We start from the raw sequence: 21,850 nt of genomic DNA, 5'->3' as shown, positions 1-21,850 counted from the left end.
CGCCCCCGCCCGAGCCCGAGCCGCGGCAGCCGGCGGGTCGCGCTCCGGTCCGCCGTGGCGCGCACGGCCCCGGCGGGTCACCCGGTGGCTGACCGTGGCGTCGGCCGGCGCGCTCCGGTGCCACCGCGACCAGGTGCGCGTCGCCGACGAGCTGGAAGCCGATAACCATGTGATTCGTCCTTGCCGGGCACCGTAGGCTTGACGGCGTATGCCCACCTCCCCCCTCACCGATTCCCAGGCCGACCTGCGTGCCCGCCTACCCGAGCTGATGCTGCGGGACGAGCGGCGGCTCGCCCGCAGGCTCGACGGTGTGCGCAAGTTGCGCGACCCCGAGGCCCGCGGCAGCGCGCTCGCCGAGATCGCGCAGGAGGTCGAGGCCGCGGAACGCCGCGTCCAGCGGCGCAAGGCCGCCGTCCCGGCCGTCCGCTACCCGCAGGAGCTGCCGGTCAGCCAGCGGCGCGACGAGATCGCCGCGGCCATCCGCGACCACCCGGTCGTCATCGTCGCCGGTGAGACGGGGTCCGGGAAGACGACGCAGCTGCCGAAGATCTGCCTCGAGCTGGGCCGGGGCGTCCGCGGCACCATCGGGCACACTCAGCCGCGCCGCCTGGCCGCGCGCACCGTCGCCGAGCGGGTCGCCGAGGAGCTGGGCACCGAGCTGGGCCACACCGTCGGCTACCAGGTCCGGTTCACCGCGAAGGCCGGCGACGACACCCTGGTCAAGCTGATGACCGACGGCATTCTGCTGGCCGAGATCGGGCAGGACCGGATGCTGCGCCGCTACGACACGCTGATCATCGACGAGGCGCACGAGCGCAGCCTGAACATCGACTTCATCCTCGGCTACCTCAAGCAGCTGCTGCCGAGACGGCCCGATCTCAAGGTGATCATCACCTCGGCGACCATCGACCCGGAGCGGTTCGCCGCCCACTTCGACGACGCCCCGATCGTCGAGGTGTCCGGCCGCACCTACCCGGTCGAGGTCCGCTACCGGCCACTCGAGCCGGAGACCGACGACGAGGACGACAGCGCCGAGCCGCGCGACCAGATCCAGGCCATCGTCGACGCCTGCGACGAGCTGGCGCTGGAGGCGTCCGGCGACGTGCTGGTGTTCCTGTCCGGCGAGCGGGAGATCCGCGACACCGCCGACGCCCTGCGCAGGCGGTACGCGTCGGCGCCGCAGGGCACCCTTGAAGTGCTGCCGCTCTACGCCCGGCTGTCCGCCGCCGAACAGCACCGCGTCTTCCAGCCGCACACCGGCCGCCGCATCGTGCTCGCCACGAACGTCGCCGAGACGTCGCTGACGGTGCCCGGTATCCGCTACGTGGTCGACCCCGGTACCGCGCGGATCTCCCGCTACAGCAACCGCACCAAGGTGCAGCGGCTGCCGATCGAGCCGGTGTCGCAGGCGTCGGCACGGCAGCGGGCCGGGCGCTGCGGCCGGCTGTCCGACGGCATCTGCATCCGGCTGTACTCGGAAGAGGACTTCGAGGCGCGGCCGGCGTTCACCGAGCCGGAGATCCTGCGCACCAACCTCGCGTCGGTGATCCTGCAGATGACGGCGCTCGGGCTGGGCGAGGTCGCCGCGTTCCCGTTCATCGACCCGCCCGACCGCCGCAGCATCGCCGACGGCGTCAACCTGCTGGTCGAGCTCGGCGCGCTGGACCCGTCGGCCAGGGACGACAAGGAACGCCTGACCGATGTCGGCCGGTCGCTGTCGCAGCTGCCGATCGACCCGCGGCTGGCCCGGATGATTCTCGAGGCGAACCGCAACGGCTGCGTCCGCGAGGTGCTGGTCATCGCCGCCGCGCTGTCCATCCAGGACCCGCGCGAGCGGCCCACGGAACAGCGAGAGGTCGCCGACGCGTTCCACGCCAGGTTCGCCGACGCGTCGTCGGACTTCCTGGCGTTCCTCAACCTGTGGCGGTACCTGAAGGAGAAGCAGGACGAGCTCTCCTCCAACCAGTTCCGCAAGCTCTGCCGCACCGAGCACCTCAACTACCTGCGGGTCCGTGAGTGGCAAGACCTCGAGTCGCAGCTGCGCCAGCTGGTCAAGCCGCTCGGCGTCACGCTCAACCAGGAAAAGGCGTCCTCGGCGGAGAAGAGTGCCTCGGCCGGCGACGGCACGCCCGAGCACATCCACCAGTCACTGCTGTCCGGCCTGCTGTCGCACATCGGCGTCAAGGACGAGTCGGTCAACGAGTACCAGGGCGCCCGCGGCGCGAAGTTCGCCGTCTTCCCCGGGTCGGCGCTGTTCAAGAAGCCGCCGCGCTGGGTGATGTCGGCCGAGCTGGTCGAGACGTCGCGGCTGTGGGCCCGGGTGAACGCCCGCATCGACCCCGCGTGGGCCGAGCCGCTGGCCGATCACCTGGTGAAGCGGACGTACAGCGAGCCGCACTGGGAGCGCAAGGCCGGCGCCGTCATGGGCTACGAGAAGGTCATGCTCTACGGCGTCGTCATCGTGCCGCGGCGGAAGGTCCCGTACTCTCGGGTCGACCCGGAGCTGAGCCGCGAGCTGTTCATCCGGCACGCGCTGGTCGAGGGCGACTGGTCGACGCACCACCGGTTCTTCCACGAGAACCGTGAGCTGCTGGAGGACGTCGAGGAGCTGGAGCACCGCGCCCGGCGCCGCGACATCCTCGTCGACGACGAGACGCTGTTCGCGTTCTACGACCAGCGGCTGCCGGCCGACGTCGTCTCGGCCCGGCACTTCGACAGCTGGTGGAAGAAGGCCCAGCGGTCGCAACCGGACCTGCTCCGGTTCGACACCGACCTGCTGACCACCGACGCCGCCGACACCGTCAGGCAGGCCGACTACCCCGACAGCTGGCCGGTCGACGACCTCGACCTACGCCTGACGTACCAGTTCGAGCCGGGGTCCAGCGCCGACGGCGTCACGGTGCACATCCCGATCGAGGTGCTTAACCAGGTCGAGCCCGACGGGTTCGACTGGCAGGTCCCGGGGCTGCGGGCGGAGCTGACGACAGCGCTGATCAAGGCGCTGCCGAAGTCGTTGCGCCGCTCGTTCGTGCCGGCGCCCGACACCGCCCGCGAGGCGCTCGCGCAGCTGCCGCCGTCACCGTCGGGCCAGCCGTTCGCCGACGCGCTCGCCCGGGTGCTGCACCGGCTGCGGGCGGTGCCGGTGGCGCCGTCGGACTTCGACCTCACCAAGGTGCCCGACCACCTCCGCATGACGTTCCGGGTGCTGGACGAGAAGGGCAAGCTCGCCGCCGAGGGCAAGGACCTCGATGCCTTGAGGGTGCGGCTCAAACAGGAGCTGCGCAGGACGATGGCCGCCGCGGCCAGCAGCATCGAGCGCACCGGGCTGACGGCGTGGCCGGGCGGCGACGTGCCGCGGACGTTCGAGCAGCGCCGCTCCGGGCACGTCGTCACCGGCTATCCGGCGCTGGTCGACGAGGGGACGACGGTCGCGCTGAAGGTGCTGCCGACGCCGGCCGACCAGGCCCGGGCGATGTGGACCGGCAACCGGCGACTGCTGCTGCTCAGCGTCCCGTCGCCGACGGCGTTCGTGCAGCGCCATCTCGCCAACCGGTCGAAGCTGGTGCTCAGCCAGAACCCTGACGGCTCGGTCGCGGACCTGCTGGACGACGTCGCCGCGGCCTCTGTCGACGGGCTGGTCGCGCAGGCCGGCGGCCCGGCGTGGGACGAGGCGGCGTTCGCGGCGCTGCGCGAGCGGGTCCGGTCCGACCTCATCGAGACCGTCTTCGAGGTGGTCGCCGACGTCGAGAAGGTGCTCGAGGTGTCGCATCGGGTCGCGGCGGCGCTGAAGAGCACAACCAGCCTGGCGCTGACGGCGTCGCTCGTGGACGCGCGCGACCACCTCGCCCGGCTGCTGCCGCCCGGCTTCGTCACGTCCACCGGCCGAAGGCGGCTGCCCGACCTGCTGCGCTACCTGCGGGCGATCGAGCGGCGGCTGGAGAAGCTGCCCATCAGCCCGCAGCGCGACCGTCAGCACATGGACACCGTCCGGAGGGTCACCGACGAGTACGAGGCCGCGCTGGCCGCCCTGCCGCCCGGCCACGGCCCGACCGCCGAGCACGAGGCGGTCCGCTGGCTGATCGAGGAACTGCGCGTCAGCCTGTTCGCCCAGGAGCTCGGCACCGCGCAGCCGGTGTCGGAGAAGCGCCTCCTCAAGGCCATCGACGCCCTCTACGACGCGCCCACCGAGCCGTAGCGGAGGCTCCCCCGACCCGATCCGTGGGCCGGTTGACGGTCGGTTCGCCGGGCTCACGTGCGTCGGGATCGTGACGCTCGCCGACCCCCTGCTGCCCCATTCTCCTGCCGCGAACGCGCGCGTCAAGCGGACTGTTGGGCGCTTCGCGCCGGCGATGACCGCTTGACCCGCAGCTCCGCGGCCCTGGGCGCTATCAGGGGGACGGGGTGAGTCTGGGCACACCTCGACGTGTCTTGGCGTCGTGCGGTGCGGCGTTGGTGTCTGTGAACAGCGATGATCATCGGCGATCGCCCACGACACTAGGCGTTCTCCCGCTTCACCAGGCATGCAAACCTGGTGAAGCGGGAGAACGCCTGGTGATGGCCCCCGAAACACCGGTGAATCTCACCACGTGGACATCAGGCGAACGGTACGCCCCGGGGGCGGGCTGTGCCCGCTCTCCCCCCGTCCCCCTGATAGCTGCCCGTTCTTAGGCCGCAGGGGGACGGCGAACGCGCCAACCCCCGGCCAACGCGGCGAACACCCGGCGCACCAGACGGGACCGACCCACGGAACGGGTCGGAGAGCCTCGAATGACCACGTCATCTCCCGCGCGGTCAGCGGGGCGCGACCGAGCGGGGGTCGAAGCCGTACGGCAGCTCCAGCCGGTGCGCCGCGAGCAGCGCCTCGTCGGCCAATACGTCCCCCGTCGCGCCGTCGGCCACCACCGCCCCGCCGGACAGCACGATCGAGCGCGGGCACAGCTGCAGCGCGAACGGCAGGTCGTGGGTGACCACCAGCTGGGTCACGTCGAGCGCGTCGAGGACCTCGTACAGCTCACGCCGGCTGGCCGGGTCGAGGTTGCTGGTGGGCTCGTCCAGCACCAGGATCTCCGGCCGCATCGCCAGCACCGTCGCGACGGCGACCCGCCGGCGCTGGCCGAACGAGAGGTGATGCGGCGGCCGGTCGGCGACCTCCGTCATGCCGACGGCGGCCAGTGCCTCGGCGACGCGCTGGTCCAGCTCAGGGCCGCGCAGCCCGAGGTTCGCCGGGCCGAACGCGACGTCGTCGCGGACGGTCGGCATGAACAGCTGGTCGTCGGGGTCCTGGAAGACGATGCCGACCCGGCGCCGGATCTCGCGCAGCGTCTCGCGGTCGCCCGGCCGTACTTCCATCCCGCCTACGCGCACCGTACCGATGCCGCCGGACAGGATGCCGTTGAGGTGCAGCACCAGCGTGGTCTTGCCGGCGCCGTTGGGGCCGAGCAGCGCGACCCGCTCGCCGCGGCCGATGGTGAGGTCGACGCCGAACAGCGCCTGGTGGCCGTCGGCGTAGGCGAACGCCAGGCCGCTGACCTCCAGCGATGCATCTCCGCTCACAGCATCACCGCCGTCAAGACGACGGCGGCGGCCAGCGGCAGCGCGGCGCCGCGCAGCCAGTCGGCGCGACTCGCGGCGCTGGTGGTCAGCGGCATCGATCCAGCGTAGCCACGCGACAGCATTGCCAGATGCACCCGCTCGCCCCGCTCGTAGGAGCGAACGAACAGCGCTCCGGCGCCCTGCGCGACCACCCGCGCGTGCCCGAGGTGCCGGGCCTCGAAGCCGCGCGACTCGCGGGCGATCCGCATCCGCCGCATGTCGCCGGTGACGACGTCGGCGTAGCGGATCATGAACGACGCGATCTCGACCAGCCGGTCGGGCACCTTCAACCGCCGCAGACCGGCCAGCAGCGACCGGACGTCCGTCGTGGCCGCGAGCAGGATCGACGCGACCACGCCGAGCGTGCCCTTGGCCAGGATGTTCCAGCCGGTGAGCAGCCCGTGCTCGCTCAGGGACAGCCCGAGCACGTCGACCCGAGGCCCCTGCGACACGACCGGCAGCAACAGCGCGAACGCGACGAACGGGAGCTCGACCACCATGCGCCGGACGATCACCCGGGCCGGCACGTGGGCGATCGCGGCGACGACGCCGAGCAGGACCGCGTAGGCCCCGAACGCCAAGAACCGCTCCCGCGGCGTCGCGACCACCACCAGCGCGAACGCCAGCAACGCCAGGACCTTCACGTGCGCGGGCAGGCGGTGCACCGCCGAGTCGCCCGGCCGGTACAGCGCGTGGCCGTGGCCGCCGCTCACCGGACCACGTCCTCCAGCTCTGCCTGCGCCGCCGACCGGCTGCGGACCAGCCAGAACATGACGGCCCCGATCGCCAGGACGACCGCGACGCCCAGGACGCCGGCCAGGCCGACCGGGATGCCGCCGACCTCGCCGTAGTCGGCCAGCGCGAAGTCGCCGAACGCGTGGTCGCGGGCGGTCTCGAGGAAGCCGTTGTCCTCGGCGACGTACTCCAGGCCGTCCGGGTTCGCGCTGGCGAAGAAGCTGACGATGCCGGCCAGCGCCAGTGCGACCAGTCCGCCGCCGATCAGCAGCGGCCGCACGCTCGCCCGCGCCGCCGCGGGCTCGGGCTCGGGCGAAGCCGGTGCCGGCATCAGTGTCCCGTCGGGTCGCTTGAGCTGCAGCGGCGCGCGCGTACCGCGGGCGGCGTAGACGAGGTCGGGCCGGACGGCGACGACGGCGCTCACCGTCAGCCCCGTGATGACCGCCTCGCCGATGCCGATCAGCGTGTGCCAGCCGAGCATGCTCGCCGTCAGCGTGCCGAACGACAGCGACGCCTCGCCGCCGGCGGCGAACAGCAGCACGAAGACCAGCGCCGCGACCGGCACCGAGACCAGGGCGCCGACGGTCGATGCCGGCACCACCGACGCCGGCCGCTTCGGGAGGACCGCCAGCACGGCCCGCGTCACCACCCAGCCGACGACCACCGTCGTGATGCCGATGAGCGAGATGTTCGTGCCGAGCGCGGTCAGCCCGCCGTCGGCGAACAACAGCCCCTGCACGAGCAGCACCACCGAGAGACACAGCACCGCCGTCCACGGGCCGACCAGCACGGCCGCGAGCGCCCCGCCCATCAGGTGGCCACTGGTGCCGACGCCGACCGGGAAGTTCAGCATCTGCACGGCGAACACGAACGCCGCGGTGAGCCCGGCCAACGGAGCGGTCCGCTCGTCCAGCTCGTCGTGCGCCTTGCGCAGCGCCACGGCGACCCCGGCGGCTGCGACGGCGCCCGTCGCGACCGAGGTGGGAGCGTTCAGGAACCCGTCGGGGACGTGCATGGGGTGTCCTCCTCGTGAACGGGAGCGAAATGTTCGGCGACGGCGCGTGATTCTGTATCTGAACTGCCGCGACAAGCCCAGACGCCGTTGTCCTCTGAATGATGCGACAAAGTCGCACGTATCGCAAGAGCGCAGGAACACCGTTCATTTCCCGAATCCTGAGACGCAGCGGTCCGTATGACGGGACGTCACCTTGCGGTCGTCGGGCGCGCTCCTAGGATCGCAAGCACTGGTGGTTCGGCCGGCGGGCACCTGATGGGTGCGAGCCGGCCGACGCAAGAGGCCCCCGGCGTGGTTGCCATCGCCCGGGCGGCCGGCCCCGGGCTGGCTTCCTTTCCCTTGTAGGACTCGCTACCGACTGTGACCTCACGGTCGGCGACCGGTAACGCTTGTCCGCGCTCCCGAGGAGACACCTGATCATGACCCGTATGACCGCGCCCATCGGCGCGACCGTGCCCGGCTACCCCCGCATCGGCCCGGACCGGGAGCTCAAGCGCGCCCTCGAGGCGTACTGGGCCGGCAGGTCCGGCCGCGACGAGCTGGACGCAGCTGCGCGCACCGAACGCGAGCGGACCTGGCGCCGGCTCGCCGCGCTGGGCCTGGACTCCGTCCCGTCGAACACGTTCTCGCTGTACGACCAGGTCCTCGACGCCGTCGTGCTGGCCGGCGCCGTCCCGCCGCGGTTCGCGTCGCTCGGCCTCGACGGCCTCGGCATCTACTTCGCCATGGCCCGCGGCACCGGTGGCGTCGCGCCGCTGGAGCTGACCAAGTGGTTCGACACCAACTACCACTACCTGGTCCCGGAGATCGGCCCGGCCACCCGGTTCCACCTCGACGCCACCAAGCCGGTGCAGGAGTACCGCGAGGCACTGGCGCTGGGCATCGAGACCCGGCCGGTGCTGCTCGGCCCGGCCAGCCTGCTGCTGCTGTCCAAGCCCGCGGACGGTGCGCCGGGCGGCTTCGCGCCGCTGGACCGGCTCGACGACCTCGTCGCGGTCTACGAGCTGCTGCTGACGACGCTGGCCGCCGAGGGGGTGGCGTGGGTGCAGATGGACGAGCCGGCCTACGTCGCCGAACGGACCGGCGACGAGGTGGACGCGCTGCGGCGGGTGTACGAGCGGCTCGGCGGGCTCGCGGAGCGGCCGGCGATCCTGGTGTCGGCGTACTTCGGCGACCCCGGCGACGCCCTGCCGGTGCTGGCGTCGTCGCCGGTGGAGGCGATCGGGCTGGACCTGGTCGCGGGCGGGCTGCCGCCCGAGGGTGTCGACGGGCTGGGCACCAAGACCGTCGTCGCCGGTGTCGTCGACGGCCGCAACGTCTGGCGCACCGATCTCGACGCGGCGCTGGCGATGCTGCGCGCCGTCGAACAGCGGGCCGGTGCCGTCGCCGTCGGGACCTCGTGCTCGCTGCTGCACGTCCCGTACGACCTCGACGCCGAGACGGCGCTGGACCCGCAGCTGCGGTCCTGGCTGGCCTTCGCCGACCAGAAGGTCGCCGAGGTCGTGACGCTCGCGGCCGTGCTGCGCGGCGAGGACCGGTCCGCGGCCTTCGAGGAGGCCCGGGCCGCCCTCGCCGACCGGGCCGCCGCGCCGCGCGTCGTCGACGACGGCGTCCGCTCGCGGCTCGCGGGACTCACCCCCGGCGACGCCAGGCGCGGCCCGTACGCCGAGCGGGCCGCCGCCCAGCGCTCTCGGCTCGGACTGCCGCCGTTGCCGACCACGACCATCGGCTCGTTCCCGCAGACCGGCGACATCCGGCGGGCCCGGGCGGAGTTCCGGGCCGGCCGGCTGGACGGCGCCGAGTACACGGCCCGGATGCGCGCCGAGATCGAGCGGGTGATCCGGCTGCAGGAGAAGCTCGGGCTGGACGTCCTCGTGCACGGCGAGCCGGAGCGCAACGACATGGTGCAGTACTTCGCCGAGCACCTGGCCGGGTTCGTCACCACCGAGCACGGCTGGGTGCAGTCGTACGGCTCGCGCTGCGTCCGCCCGCCGATCCTCTACGGCGACGTCTCGCGGCCCGCGCCCATCACCGTCGAGTGGGCCACCTACGCGCAGTCGCTCACCGACCGGCCGGTGAAGGGCATGCTGACCGGGCCGGTCACGATCCTCGCGTGGTCGTTCGTCCGCGACGACCAGCCGCTCGGCGACACCGCCCGGCAGGTCGCGCTGGCGATCCGTGACGAGACCGTCGACCTGGAGGCGGCCGGCGTCGGAATCGTGCAGGTGGACGAGCCGGCGCTGCGCGAGCTGCTGCCGTTGCGCTCGCGCGACCAGGCGGCGTATCTGGACTGGTCGGTCACGGCGTTCCGCCTGGCGACGTCCGGCGTGGGCGACGCGACGCAGGTGCACACGCACCTGTGCTACTCGGAGTTCGGCGACGTCGTGGCCGCGATCGACGGGCTCGACGCCGACGTCACGAGCATCGAGGCGGCGCGGTCGCGGATGGAGATCGTGCCGGACGTGGCCGCGTCCGGGTTCGCCCGCGGCATCGGCCCCGGCGTCTACGACATCCACTCGCCGCGGGTGCCGGGCGCCGACGAGGTCGAGGCGCTGCTGCGGCGCGCCCTGGCCGCGATCCCCGGCGACCGGCTCTGGGTGAACCCCGACTGCGGACTGAAGACGCGCACGTACGACCAGGTGGAGCCGGCTCTGGCGGCGCTGGTGGAAGCCGCCTGGCGGGTCCGCCCCTGAACGATCAGATCTCGTCGAGCGCGGCGAGGTCCTGCGGTCCCGGCTCCCACGACCCGGCGGCGACGTTCGCCGCGACCTGCTCCGCGGACACCGCACCGGCGATGACGGAGCCGACGGCGGGCTGGGCGGCCAGCCCGCCGATGGCGACGTCGAGGATGCCGATGCCGCGTTCGGCGGCGAACCGCTCCAGCGCCTCGATGCGGTCGAAGTCGGCCTCGGCGAGCCGCTGCGCCTGCGCCGGGCCGGACAGCCGGGAGCCCTCCGGCGCCGGCTGGCCGCGGCGATACTTGCCGGTGAGCAGGCCGTACGCGAGCGGCCCGTACGGCAGGATGCCGATGCCGGCGTGCTCGGCGGCGGGGATCAGTTCGGCCTCGGCGGACCGGTCGTACAGCGAGTACTGGTTCTGGGCGCTGACGAACGGCGTCAGGCCCTCCGTGCTGGCGATCCAGGCCGCCTCGGTGACCTGCCAGCCGTCCAGGTTCGAGGAGCCGACGTAGCGGACCTTGCCCTCGGCTACCAGCTCGTCCAGGGCGGCCAGCGTCTCCTGCAGCGGCGTCACCGAATCGGGGAAGTGCAGCTGGTAGAGGTCGATCCAGTCGGTGTCGAGGCGGCGGAGGCTGGCCTCGGCGGCGCGCCGGATGTAGCGCCGCGACCCGCGCACGCCCCAGTCGGCGCCGTTGAGGCCCTGCATGTCGCCGCCGAACTTGGTCGCGATGACGACGTCGTCGCGACGGCCGGCCAGCGCGGTGCCGAGCATCCGCTCGCTCTCGCCCAGTCCGTAGGTGTCGGAGGTGTCGAACAGAGTCACGCCCTGGTCGAGGCCGGCGTGCACGATGGCGGTGGCGGCGGCCTCGTCGATGCGCCGCCCGAACGCGTTGCACCCGATGCCGACGACGGAGACGGTGAGCCCGGACTCGCCCAGCTGGCGATAGCGCATCCCTTTCACGAGCCGACCCTATCGGTGCCGCCGGGAACCTCGACCACCTTGCTAGTAGTTGACGCGTCAGAAAGATTCGGTCAACGGCGACTGAAACGTGAACGCTCAACGAAGGAGTCCTATGACCGTGCCGCCGCCCGTCCGTGACCTCGTCGTCCTCCTCGCCCGCGTCGGGATCGGCGCCGTCTTCGTCGCGCACGGCTGGCAGAAGCTGGCCGACACCGGCATCGACGGCGTCGCGGCCGGGTTCGAGCAAATGGACGTCCCGCTGGCCACAGCGTCGGCATGGTTCGCGGCGCTGGTCGAGCTGATCGGCGGGGCGGCGCTGATCCTCGGCGCCGCGACGCCGGTGGTGGGCCTGCTGCTGGTGGCCGACATGCTCGGCGCGTACGTCTTCGTGCACGCCGGCAACGGGATGTTCGTCACCGAGGGCGGCGCGGAGCTGGTACTCGCGCTGGGCGCCGCCGCCCTGCTGACGGCCGCCGTCGGCCCCGGCCGCTACAGCGTCGACCACGCGCTGCTGCGCTCCCGCCGCCGCCCGGCGGCCGTGCACGGATAGCGCTGATCAGCTGCGCGCCCTGTAAGGCGGCCTCGATTTGAGCCAGCACCCCGGCCGGGTCGGCACGTAACCGGGCCGGCGACACCGGCAGCACCACCCAGCCGAGCGCGGCCAGCCGGGCGCGCCGCTGCTCGGTCCGCTCCGGCGCGTCGCCGAAGCCGTGGAACGAGCGGGAGTCGACCTCCACGATCAGCCGCCGGTCCGGCCAGCACGCGTCCGGGACGATCCCGCGGACTCCGGCGAGCGGCCGGCTACAGAGCGGCTCCGGCAGGATCCGGCTGCGGCGCACCAGGTCGCGCAGCTCGCACTCGGGAGCGGACCGGCAGCCGGCCTCGATATCCGCGAGAGCGACCCGGACCAGCGCCGATCCGCGTCTCCGCGCGGCCAGCGCCTCCACCCTGAGGTCGTCCAGCTGGGCCTTCCGGCGCTGCACCGCCTCACACATCAGCGCCCGGACATTCCGCAACGCCGCCTGCCGGTGCACCGGCATCCAGTCGGGCAGCTGCGGCTGCGTGAGGACGATGGCGTCGACGACGGCGCGCGCGGCGGACACTGCGGGAATCACGCCGGGCCGGGCCGCAGGCGCGATCCAATCGAGCACCACCTCGCGCGGAACCGGCGGCTCGTCGAGGCCGAACCAGAACTGACCCTCCGGAAGGCGTGATGTCTGATGGATCCGGACGAAGCCTGTGTTCGACCGGTCGATTTCGCGCCCGACCAGCACGTCCACCACGTCGCCCGGCGGCGGTGCGTATCGCAGCCCGGACAGCCAGCACGCCCACGCCCCTGTGACCAGCGCACCGTCACCGGCCCGCAGACAGGCTGCTCGCAACCGATGGATGGGCGCGAGTGGACCGGTGAAGGTCGCATAGACACCGCGGACCACCCACCGCCACGGTCCTCCAGGTCGCAGCGCGTGCTCGATCGCCGACGGTGTCAGCCCGGCTGCGAGCGCCTGCGTTCGAGTGATGAGGCCGTCCTGCACCCTGGCCAGGTGCAGCGCGCGCACGTGAGACACGCACGCAAGCGCGCGTCGCGCGGAAACCACCGCGCCATACCCACCGTGCCATCTGTGGACAACCCAACGCCCTCGCTCTTGATCAAGAGGGAGTTGTCCTCCCTATAGCGGGTGAAACTCCGACCTGACGCGCGCTGAGTCAGCCGGCGGTGCTCTCGCGGATCTCCAGCGTGAACGGGACGTCGATGCGCTCGGCCTTGGCGTCGGGGTCGGCGAGCCGGCGGACGACCAGGCGGACCGCCTCGGCGGCGAGGAACGGCACGTCGGGTGAGACGGTGGTGAGCGACGGCGTCGAGTAGCGGCCGTCCTCGATGTCGTCGAAGCCGGCGACGGCGACGTCGCCGGGCACCCGCAGGCCGCGCTCGTGCAGCGTCCGCAGGGCGCCCAGCGCCATGAGGTCGTTGAAGCAGAAGACGGCGTCGACGGGGCGGCCGCTGTCGAGCAGGCCGGCCATCGCCTGGGCGCCGCTGGCGCGGTCGAAGTCGAGGTCGGAGACGACGAGCCGGCGGTCGACCGGCAGGCCGGCGTCGCGCAGTGCCGCCCGGTAGCCGCGGGCGCGCAGGCCACCGGTGCCGGCCCGCTGCGCGCCGATGGCCGCGATGTGCCGCCGGCCCAGGGCGATGAGGTGGGTGGTGACCTCGCGCGCCGCCCGGACATTGTCGATGGCGATGTGGTCGAAGCCGGCGGGGTGGCCGCGCTCGCCGAGCAGCACCATGCGCGCGGCGTCGGAGCGTGCGGCGACCTCGGCCGTCGTCATGCCCATCGGGCTGAAGATGACGCCGTCGATCAGCCGGGTGTCGAGCCCCTCGAGCACGACGCGCTCCTGCTCGACCTCGCCGAACGTCTCCTCGATGAGCACCATGAGGTGCTGCCGCTTGGCGACGGCGCCGATCTCGGAGGCCAGCGCGGCGAAGTACGGCGAGACCAGTTCCGGCACGGCTAGCGCCACGAACCCGGACCGGCCGTGCCGCAGGCTGCGCGCGGACACGTTGGGGCGATACCGCAGCTCCGCGATGGCCTTGAGCACCTTCTCGCGGGTCTTCTCGGTGACGTTCGGGTGGTTGTTGATCACATTCGAGACCGTCTTGAACGACACCCCGGCGAGGTCCGCCACGTCCTTCAGCCGCGTGCCCACCTGCCTGCCCCTCTCGCCTGCCCAAGACGACCTGACGAGTGTAGGCACCGCCCCAGCACCGGGCCGACCGGTTTTCCGGCGCCCGCCGCGGACCGGACCAACCCGGCCCACACTCTTCCCAATCCAGGTTATCCGTTGTAAAAATGTCCGCACGGTTATCCGTTGTAAAACTCCGGAGAGCGGAGGGACCCTTGTACGACGTCGAGGTCGGACTGGATCCGGCATTCACCGTGGGCACCGTCGACCCACGCCTGTACGGGTCGTTCGTCGAGCACATGGGCCGGTGCGTCTACGGCGGCATCTTCGAGCCCGACCACCCGACCGCCGACGAGTACGGCTTCCGCGGCGACGTCGCCGAGCTGGTCCGCGAGCTGGGGGTCACCGTCATTCGATATCCGGGCGGCAACTTCGTCTCCGGCTACCGCTGGGAGGACGGCGTCGGCCCTGTCGCGGACCGCCCGCGCCGGCTGGACCTCGCCTGGCGCTCGTTGGAGCCGAACACCGTCGGCACCGACGAGTTCTGCCGCTGGGCCCGCGGCGTCGGCGTCGACCCGATCATGGCGGTGAACCTCGGCACCCGCGGCGTGGACGCCGCCGTCGACCTGCTGGAGTACACCAACTTCGCGCCCGGCATGACGGCGCTGGCCGACCGGCGGGTCGCCAACGGGCACAAGGACCCGCACGCGATCCGGACCTGGTGCCTGGGCAACGAGATGGACGGCCCGTGGCAGGTCGGGCACAAGACTGCCGACGAGTACGGGCGGCTGGCCGCGGAAACGGCCCGGGCGATGCGCCGTGCCGACCAGGACCTCGAGCTGGTCGCCTGCGGCAGCTCCAACAGCGGCATGCCGACGTTCGGCAGCTGGGAGCGGATCGTCCTGGAGCACACCTACGACCTGGTCGACCACATCTCGCTGCACGCCTACTACGAGCCGGTCGGCGGCGACGTCGACAGCTTCCTCGCCTCGTCCGAGGACATGCGGCGGATGATCACCGCGATCGCCGCCACCGCGGACCACGTCGGCGCGGTCCGGCGCAGCGCCAAGCGGCTGACCATCTCCTTCGACGAGTGGAACGTCTGGTACCAGCACCGCTTCTCCGGGCAGGCCGGCCTCGAGGTCAACGAGAACGCGCCGCTGATCGAGGACGTGTTCGACGTCACCGACGCGGTCGTGGTCGGCGATCTGCTGATGGCGCTGCTGGACCACTGCGACCGGGTGGCGATCGCCTGCCAGGCGCAGCTGGTCAACGTGATCGCACCGATCCTGACGCAGACCGGCGGACCGGCCTGGCGGCAGACGATCTTCCACCCGTTCGCGCTGACCGCCCGGTACGCCCGCGGGACGGTGCTGCGCGCGGCCGTCCGCACCCCCGACCTCGCCACCCAGCGGCACGGCGACGTCCCCGCCACCCGGGTGACCGCCGTTCAGGATCCGGAGACCGGCGCGCTCACGCTGCTGGCCGCGAATCGGAACCGCACGGAGCCGGCCCGGCTCACCGTCTCGCTGCGCGCGTTCGACAAGGACGGCCGGCCGCTGCGGCTGCTGGAGCACCTCGCCATCGCCGACGCCGACCCATCCGCCACCAACACCGCCGAGCACCCGGACCGGGTCGTCCCGCGTCCGGTCACCGGCACCGTCCTCGACGGCGACCAGACGGTCACCGCGACCCTGCCGCCGTCGTCCTGGCACCTGATCCGGCTCGGCCACTGACCCGACACTCTGCGAAGGAGCAGCCGTGTACACCTACAACGCACTCACCCGACGACGCTTCCTCACCGCGACGGGGCTGGCCGGTGCCGGTGCCGTCTTCGCCGCCTGCGGAGGCGGCTCCGAGTCCCCTGGCGCCGAGCCGGCCGAGGGCGGCGGCGGCGCCAGCGGTTACGACGGCCCCAACGTGGAGCTCGCGTACTGGAACGGCTTCACCGGCGGCGACGGCCCGGTCATGCAGCAGCTCGTGGACCAGTTCAACAGCGAGCACGCGAACATCGCGGTGACGATGACCGTGATGGAGTGGGCCGACTACTACGCCAAGATCCCCACGGCGGTCCAGTCGGGCAACGGCCCGGACGTGGCCATCATGCACATCGACTCGCTGCCCACGAACGCCGCGCGCAACGTCATCGTCCCGCTCGACGACGTCGCCGAGGCACTGAACCTGCGAGAGGGCGACTTCGCCGAGGCCGTCTGGAGCGCCGGCGAGTACGACGGCCAGCGCTTCGGCATCCCGCTCGACGTGCATCCGCTCGGGTTCTACTACAACAAGGCCGTCCTGGAGTCCGCCGGGCTGGACCCGGAGAGCCCGCCGACGGATCGCGAGTCCTACGAGGCCGCACTCGAGCAGCTCAAGGCCGCGGGCATCCAGGGCCATTGGATGTCACCGCACGTGTTCACCGGCGTGCTGACCGTCCAGGCGCTGGTCTGGCAGTTCGGCGGCGACCTGTTCAACGAGGACGGCACCGAGGTCACCTGGCACGAGGACCCCGCCGTCGAGGCGCTCACCTGGGCGGTCGACCTGGTCCGCAACGGCCACAGCCCCACCGACGTCGGCCAGGACGCCGACGCCATCGCGCTGCAGAACGGCCAGACGGCGTTCAACTGGAACGGCATCTGGCACATCAACACGCTCAAGGAGGTGCCGGACCTGGAGTGGGGCGTGGCGCCACTGCCGAACATCGGCGGCACCGAGGCCGCCTGGGCCGGCTCGCACAACTTCGTGCTGCCCCGCCAGCGCACGCCCGACGACAACAAGCAGCAGGCCGCCCGGGTCTTCATCAACTGGGTGAGCCAGCAGTCGCTCGCCTGGGCCGAGGGCGGCCAGGTGCCGGCCCGCAACTCGGTGCGCGAATCGGAGGAGTTCCAGGCGCTGCCGGAGCAGTCCGCGCTGGCCCAGCAGGTCGACTACCTGCACTTCCCGCCGGCGGTGCCGGGCATCGGCGACGTGTTCGCCGACTTCAACCAGGCGGTCAACGAGGCCGTCCTGCTCACCAAGGAGCCGGCGGCCGCGCTGTCCGAGGCGGCCGATCGTGCGTCGAAGAAGCTGGAAGAGAACCGCGAGCGGTACGGCGGATAGTCCCGTGGCGACGACCACCCCGCGCATCCGGCGGCACGCGCCGTGGACGCCGTACGCGTTCATGGCGCCGTTCCTGGTCATCTTCGCGACGTTCGTGCTGGCCCCGGCTCTGCTGGGAATCTGGATGAGTCTGCACGACTGGGACTTCATGCTCGAGAACCGGCCCTTCGTCGGGCTGGACAACTACCTCGCGCTGTTCGACTCCACGTCCGCGGTGTTCGAGATGTTCTGGAACGGCATGCGCGCCACGGCGATCTTCACCGTCGCGAGCGTGCCGTTCCTGGTCGCGATCCCGCTCGCGCTGGCGGTCATGCTGAACCGGCGCTTCCCCGGCCGGACGGTGTTCCGGGCGATCTTCTTCATGCCGTACGTGCTCGGCGTCGCCGTCGTCGGGCTGCTGTTCCGGTTCATGCTGGACCCGAACATCGGCATCGTGAACGGGCTGCTCGGCACGTCGATCCCGTGGATCACCGCCCAGCCCTGGGCGTGGATCAGCCTGGTCGCGATGACGGTGTGGTGGACGCTCGGCTTCAACACGATCATCTACCTCGCCGGGCTGCAGGACATACCGTCGGAGCTCTACGACGCCGCCAAGGTCGACGGCGCGTCGGCGTGGCAGCAGTTCCGGCACGTGACGCTGCCCGGGCTGCGGACGGTGCAGCTGTTCGTCGTCACGATCACGATCCTGGCCTCGGCCAACATGTTCGGCCAGGCGCTGCTGGTCACCAACGGCGGACCCGGCGACAGCACGCGGACGGCGCTGATCGTCATGCTCGCCGAGGGCCTGGAGTCGTTCCGCATGGGCAGCGCCGCGGCGATGTCGTACCTGCTGGCGGTGTTCCTGGGCATCGTCTCCATCGTCCAGGTGCTCGCGATGCGGGAGAGGAGGCCGCGATGGCAGTCCTGACCCGGCCACCCGCCGGCTCGACGCCGCACCCGCCGCCGGCGGCACAGCGCTCCGGCCGTCCGCCGGGCGGCCTCGCCCGGCAGGGCATGTTCTGGCTGTTCCTCCTGGTCCTGACGGTGATCTTCATCGGGCCGATCGTCTGGATGTTCCTGACGTCCATCAAGACGAACCCGGAGGCCACCTCCGTTCCGCCGACGCTGCTGCCGTCGTCGCCGACCTTCGAGGCCTACGAGGGACTGCTCCAGCTCGAGGGCTCGTATCCCGTCCTGCGCTGGTTCTTCAACAGCCTGATGGCGGCGACGCTGCACATGGCGCTGGTGCTGGCGGTCGCGTCGACGGCGGCGTACGCGCTGGCCCGGCTGCACTTCCGCGGCCGGGGCGTGCTGTTCGTCGTGATCGTGTCGACGCTGTTCGTGCCGGGGTTCGTGTTCCTCATCCCGAACTACCTGATCATCGACCAGCTGGGCTGGCTGGACACCGTCTGGGCGCTGGCCGTCCCGGGCGCGGCCGGCGCGTTCGGCGTGTTCTTCCTCCGGCAGTTCTTCGCGATGCTGCCCACCGAGCTGGAGGAGGCGGCGCTGATCGACGGCGCCAACCAGTGGGAGATCTTCACCCGCATCGTGCTGCCGAACTCCAAGCCGGCGCTGGCCACGCTCGCGGTGCTGTCGTTCCTGTCCAACTGGAACGACTTCATCTGGCCGATCTACGTCCTGTTCAGCCCGGAGCGGCTCACGCTGCCGGCCGGGCTGCGGCTGCTGCAGGGCGCCTACACCACCGACTACCCCGTCATCATGGCCGGCGCATTCGTCGCCAGCGTCCCCGTCCTGATCCTGTTCCTGTTCACGCAGCGCTACGTCATCGAGGGCGTGTCGCGCAGCGGACTGAAGGGATGATCGCCCGTGCTCCGATCCGTCGCTCTGCTGGCCGCCGCCGTGCTGGCGCTGCCAGCCGCGGTCCCGGTCGCCACCGCGGCGCCCGCGCCTGACGCCGTCACCACCGCCACCACGCAGAACCCGATCTCCGGCTCGTTCTCCGACACCTACGCCGACCCGGCCGTGCTGCGCGGCAAGGACGGCTGGTGGTACCTGTACGCGACCAGCGACCCACTACACGAGGCGCCGAGCGAGTTCGGGCTCATGCACATCGCCCGGTCCCGCGACTTCGTCGACTGGGAGTACCTCGGGACGGTGTTCGACGAGGACGACCGGCCGGCCTGGACGACGGACACCTCGTTCTACTGGGCGCCGGACATCCGCTACGTCGACGGGCAGTATGTCCTCTACTACACCGTCACCGACACCGTCGCCGAGCCCGGGGCGTGGAACTTCGCGATCGGGGCCGCGACGGCGCCGACCCCGGCCGGGCCGTGGACCGACACCGGCGGGCCGGTGGTCCCGCCGCGGCCGACCGGCAACGGCGACTACTTCAACACCATCGACCCGGCACTGCTGTCGGCGTCGGACGGCAAGCGGTACCTCTACTTCGGCGGCTTCCACGGCGGTCTGTGGGTGACCGAGCTGGACGAGTCCGGGCTGCGCGCCGTCGGGTCGCCGACGCAGGTCACGGTCGGCGACCGGTACGAGGGCTCGTTCGTGGTCGAGCGGGACGGCTGGTACTACCTGACGGCGTCGTCGGCGAACTGCTGCGCCGGGCCGGTCACCGGGTACAGCGTCTACGCGGGCCGGTCGAAGAGCCCGCTCGGCCCGTTCGTCGACCATGAGGGCGTCTCGCTGCTCGACTCGCGGGTCGGCGGCACCCAGGTGCTGGCGCAGAACGGCAACCGCTGGATCGGCGTCGGCCACCACACGATCGTCACCGACGTGTCCGGCCAGGACCACATCGTCTACCACGCGATCGATCGCAACGACGCCTGGCTGGACGCGCCCGGCGGGATCAACCAGCGGCCGACGCTGATCGACCGGCTGGACTGGATCGGCGGCTGGCCGGTCGCGCGGGCCGGGGCCGGTCCGTCGGACACCCCGCAGCCGGCGCCGGTGACGGCGAGCGGGCTGGGCGTCGACGCCTTCGCGCCGGCGTCAAACGACGCGCTGCGCGCCGTCCGCGGCGGCTGGACGGCCGGCACGGATGCGACGGGTGACGGCGGCGACGTGGCGGTGCTGTCGGACGGCGGCGTCGCGCGCACCCGCGAGTCCGCGCCGCGCGAGGCCCGGGTGGAGGCCGACGTGCGGGTGCCCGCCAGCGGCCGGCTGACGGTGGGGGTCGCGGACGGCGTCAGCGTCACCGTGGACGACGCGGCCGGCCGGCTGACCGTCGAGGGCCGGGTCGGCGGGCGGACGGTGCGCGACGCCGCGCCGCTGCCGGCCCGGTTCGACGCCGGTGAGTGGACATCGCTGGCGGTCGAGCTGCGGGCCGGCCGGGCGACGGCGCGGCTGGCGGAGAGCCGGCTCGGCGACGCCGACGCCGAGGTCGCCGTCGACCTGCCCCGCGGCGTGGCCAAGCCGCGCCCCGTCACGCTGGCCGCGTCCGGTGGTGCGGCACAGGTCGACAACCTCACCGTCGTCGCGGCGCACGAGCCGGTGACGTCGCGGGTGGACGAGCCGCGGGCCGGCGACGCCCTGTTCGGCGAGGACTTCGACGACCCGGCGCTGGCCGAGGGCTGGTCGTGGGTGCGGCCGTCGTCGTCGGTGACCGTGGGCGAGGGCATGCTGCGCTGGCCGCTGGAGTCCGTCGACGTCGTCGGCGCCGGCAATACCGGGCCGCTGCTGCTGCGCACGCCGCCGGAGGGCGACTGGATCGCCGAGACCAAGCTGCACCTCGACCTCGGCTCCGGGACGATCCGCAACTACCAGCAGGCCGGGCTGATCGTCCGGGTCGACGACGACAACCTGCTGCGGCTGGGCGACGTCGCGATCTGGGGCACCCGGCAGGTCGAGTTCGGCAAGGAGCTGGACGAGAACGGCGCGCTGCGGTGGGGCGCGCACCTCGGCGGCCCGGTGGCCGAGACGATGTGGCTGCGGATCCACCACACCACCGACCCGGAGACGGGCGAGCACCGGTACCGGTCCGCGTCGTCGCGCGACGGCGTCACCTGGCGGTGGGGCGCGACGTGGACGCTGCCGGCGCACACGTCGCCGCAGATCGGGCTGTACGCCGGCGGCGGCGCCACGCCGGCCACCGTCGCGACGTTCGACTGGTTCCGTCTGCACGAGGTTCGATGAGACTGCTCGCCGCGGCCGGGGCAGTCCTCGTCCTGGCCGCCTGCAGCGGCGGCACCGAGCCCGCCGAGCCCGACCCCGTCCCGACTCAGGAGGAACAGCAGGTGGGCTTCATCAACCCAGTCGTGGACCGCGACTTCCCCGACCCGGCCGTCATCGAGGCCGACGGCGCCTACTTCGCGCACGCGACGAACTCGCGGCTCGGGAACGTGCCGGTGATGACGTCGGCCGACCTGGTGTCGTGGGAGCCGGCCGGCGACGCGATGCCGGTGCTGGCTCCGTGGGTCACCGGCGGGCGGACCTGGGCACCGGAGATCGCGGTGCACGGGCCGGACCGGTACGTCCTCTACTACACGGCGCTGGGGACGGCGTCGGGGCGGCAGTGCGTGGGCCGGGCGGTGGCGTCGTCGCCTTCCGGCCCGTTCGTCGACGACTCCGCGGAGCCGCTGATCTGCCAGGCCGACGAGGGCGGCTCGATCGACGCGAGCCCGTTCACCGACGCCGACGGCACCCGGTACCTGCTGTGGAAGAACGACGGCAACGCGATCGGCGTCGACACCTGGATCTACGCCCAGCCGCTGTCAGAGGACGGGCTGTCCCTGGTCGGTGAGTCCGTGCGGCTGATGAAGCAGGACCAGCCGTGGGAGGGCACGCTGGTCGAGGCGCCGTTCCTGTGGCTGCGCGACGGCACGTACTACCTGTTCTACTCGGCCAACGCCTACGACTCCGCCGCGTACGCCGTCGGGTACGCGCTCTGCGACGGGCCGTTGGGGCCGTGCTCGAAGCCGTCGACGGAGCCGATCCTGGCGTCGACCGAGGACGCCGCCGGGCCGGGGCATTGCGTGCTGATCGAGAAGGACGGGCGCACATGGATGGTGCACCACGCCTGGCCGCCGGAGTCCGTCGGGTCCGCGCTGCCCGGCCGGACGATGTGGCTCACCGAGGTGACGTGGGACGACGGCGTCCCGGTGCTGGACGGGCCGCGGGCCGCCGTCGACGTCGTCCCGTGAC

Annotated in this window: 14 protein-coding genes; 9 read left to right on the top strand and 5 right to left on the bottom strand. The window is 72.2% G+C overall.

What is annotated here, in order from left to right; translation table 11 throughout:
• Window positions 1-208: 208 nt before the first annotated feature.
• Complete coding sequence (gene hrpA, locus E1262_RS19995) at window positions 209-4,195, top strand: ATP-dependent RNA helicase HrpA (RefSeq protein WP_132104891.1); 3,987 nt, start codon at window positions 209-211, stop codon at window positions 4,193-4,195.
• 596 nt (window positions 4,196-4,791) lie between these two features.
• On the opposite strand, the gene E1262_RS19990 is transcribed toward hrpA, so the two are convergent.
• Genes E1262_RS19990 through E1262_RS19980 form a run of 3 tightly spaced genes read right to left on the bottom strand, consistent with a single transcriptional unit; the run spans window position 4,792 to window position 7,342 of the window.
• Complete coding sequence (locus E1262_RS19990; protein ID WP_132104890.1) at window positions 4,792-5,553, bottom strand: energy-coupling factor ABC transporter ATP-binding protein; 762 nt, start codon at window positions 5,551-5,553, stop codon at window positions 4,792-4,794.
• On the bottom strand, window positions 5,550-6,305 hold the full coding sequence (gene cbiQ, locus E1262_RS19985) for a cobalt ECF transporter T component CbiQ (RefSeq protein ID WP_132104889.1): 756 nt from the start codon (window positions 6,303-6,305) through the stop codon (window positions 5,550-5,552). Before cbiQ ends, E1262_RS19990 begins: the two co-directional genes overlap by 4 nt.
• Window positions 6,302-7,342 (bottom strand): energy-coupling factor ABC transporter permease, encoded by a 1,041-nt coding sequence (locus E1262_RS19980; protein WP_132104888.1) that lies wholly within the window; start codon window positions 7,340-7,342, stop codon window positions 6,302-6,304. The genes cbiQ and E1262_RS19980 overlap by 4 nt, the downstream gene beginning before the upstream one ends.
• Before the next feature lie 428 nt (window positions 7,343-7,770).
• Here E1262_RS19980 and metE point away from each other — a divergent pair, with 428 nt between their 5' ends.
• Window positions 7,771-10,035 (top strand): 5-methyltetrahydropteroyltriglutamate--homocysteine S-methyltransferase, encoded by a 2,265-nt coding sequence (gene metE, locus E1262_RS19975; protein ID WP_132104900.1) that lies wholly within the window; start codon window positions 7,771-7,773, stop codon window positions 10,033-10,035.
• A 4-nt stretch (window positions 10,036-10,039) separates the two neighbouring features.
• Here metE and E1262_RS19970 read toward each other — a convergent pair whose 3' ends face one another.
• Window positions 10,040-10,972, bottom strand: a complete 933-nt coding sequence (locus tag E1262_RS19970; protein ID WP_132104901.1) for an aldo/keto reductase — start codon at window positions 10,970-10,972, stop codon at window positions 10,040-10,042.
• 121 nt (window positions 10,973-11,093) lie between these two features.
• On the opposite strand from E1262_RS19970, the gene E1262_RS19965 reads away from it, so the two are divergent.
• Window positions 11,094-11,531 carry a DoxX family protein gene (locus E1262_RS19965; protein ID WP_132104887.1) on the top strand — a complete coding sequence of 146 codons (438 nt, stop codon included), beginning with the start codon at window positions 11,094-11,096 and terminating at the stop codon, window positions 11,529-11,531.
• A gap of 1,157 nt (window positions 11,532-12,688) precedes the next feature.
• Here E1262_RS19965 and E1262_RS19960 read toward each other — a convergent pair.
• Window positions 12,689-13,684: a LacI family DNA-binding transcriptional regulator gene (locus tag E1262_RS19960; protein ID WP_132104886.1), complete on the bottom strand. Its 996-nt coding sequence runs from the start codon at window positions 13,682-13,684 to the stop codon at window positions 12,689-12,691.
• Window positions 13,685-13,875: 191 nt separating this feature from the next.
• Here E1262_RS19960 and arfA point away from each other — a divergent pair, with 191 nt between their 5' ends.
• From arfA to E1262_RS19930, 6 genes are read left to right on the top strand one after another with little or no spacing between them, the layout of a single operon-like run.
• Complete coding sequence (gene arfA, locus E1262_RS19955; RefSeq protein WP_238992990.1) at window positions 13,876-15,396, top strand: arabinosylfuranosidase ArfA; 1,521 nt, start codon at window positions 13,876-13,878, stop codon at window positions 15,394-15,396.
• Between the two features lie 25 nt (window positions 15,397-15,421).
• Window positions 15,422-16,756, top strand: a complete 1,335-nt coding sequence (locus tag E1262_RS19950) for an ABC transporter substrate-binding protein (protein ID WP_132104884.1) — start codon at window positions 15,422-15,424, stop codon at window positions 16,754-16,756.
• Between the two features lie 4 nt (window positions 16,757-16,760).
• Window positions 16,761-17,663: a carbohydrate ABC transporter permease gene (locus tag E1262_RS19945; protein ID WP_203454081.1), complete on the top strand. Its 903-nt coding sequence runs from the start codon at window positions 16,761-16,763 to the stop codon at window positions 17,661-17,663.
• On the top strand, window positions 17,651-18,556 hold the full coding sequence (locus E1262_RS19940) for a carbohydrate ABC transporter permease (RefSeq protein WP_132104883.1): 906 nt from the start codon (window positions 17,651-17,653) through the stop codon (window positions 18,554-18,556). The genes E1262_RS19945 and E1262_RS19940 overlap by 13 nt, the downstream gene beginning before the upstream one ends.
• 6 nt (window positions 18,557-18,562) lie before the next feature.
• Entirely contained in the window at window positions 18,563-20,842 is a 2,280-nt protein-coding gene (locus tag E1262_RS19935) for a family 43 glycosylhydrolase (RefSeq protein ID WP_132104882.1), read from the top strand.
• Window positions 20,839-21,849: a glycoside hydrolase family 43 protein gene (locus E1262_RS19930; RefSeq protein WP_132104881.1), complete on the top strand. Its 1,011-nt coding sequence runs from the start codon at window positions 20,839-20,841 to the stop codon at window positions 21,847-21,849. Before E1262_RS19935 ends, E1262_RS19930 begins: the two co-directional genes overlap by 4 nt.
• Window position 21,850 lies beyond the last annotated feature (1 nt).

Source organism: Jiangella aurantiaca (assembly GCF_004349105.1).
GTDB classification, from domain to species: domain Bacteria; phylum Actinomycetota; class Actinomycetes; order Jiangellales; family Jiangellaceae; genus Jiangella; species Jiangella aurantiaca.
This window is presented reverse-complemented; position numbering and strand designations above follow the sequence as displayed.

Bases quoted from the DNA above. Each gene is read 5' to 3' on its own strand.
- E1262_RS19965 (WP_132104887.1), top strand. From the start codon at position 11,094: ATGACCGTGCCGCCGCCCGTCCGTGACCTCGTCGTCCTCCTCGCCCGC.
- E1262_RS19940 (WP_132104883.1), top strand. From the start codon at position 17,651: ATGGCAGTCCTGACCCGGCCACCCGCCGGCTCGACGCCGCACCCGCCG.
- metE (WP_132104900.1), top strand. From the start codon at position 7,771: ATGACCGCGCCCATCGGCGCGACCGTGCCCGGCTACCCCCGCATCGGC.
- E1262_RS19930 (WP_132104881.1), top strand. From the start codon at position 20,839: ATGAGACTGCTCGCCGCGGCCGGGGCAGTCCTCGTCCTGGCCGCCTGC.
- E1262_RS19980 (WP_132104888.1), bottom strand. From the start codon at position 7,342: ATGCACGTCCCCGACGGGTTCCTGAACGCTCCCACCTCGGTCGCGACG.
- hrpA (WP_132104891.1), top strand. From the start codon at position 209: ATGCCCACCTCCCCCCTCACCGATTCCCAGGCCGACCTGCGTGCCCGC.
- E1262_RS19970 (WP_132104901.1), bottom strand. From the start codon at position 10,972: ATGCGCTATCGCCAGCTGGGCGAGTCCGGGCTCACCGTCTCCGTCGTC.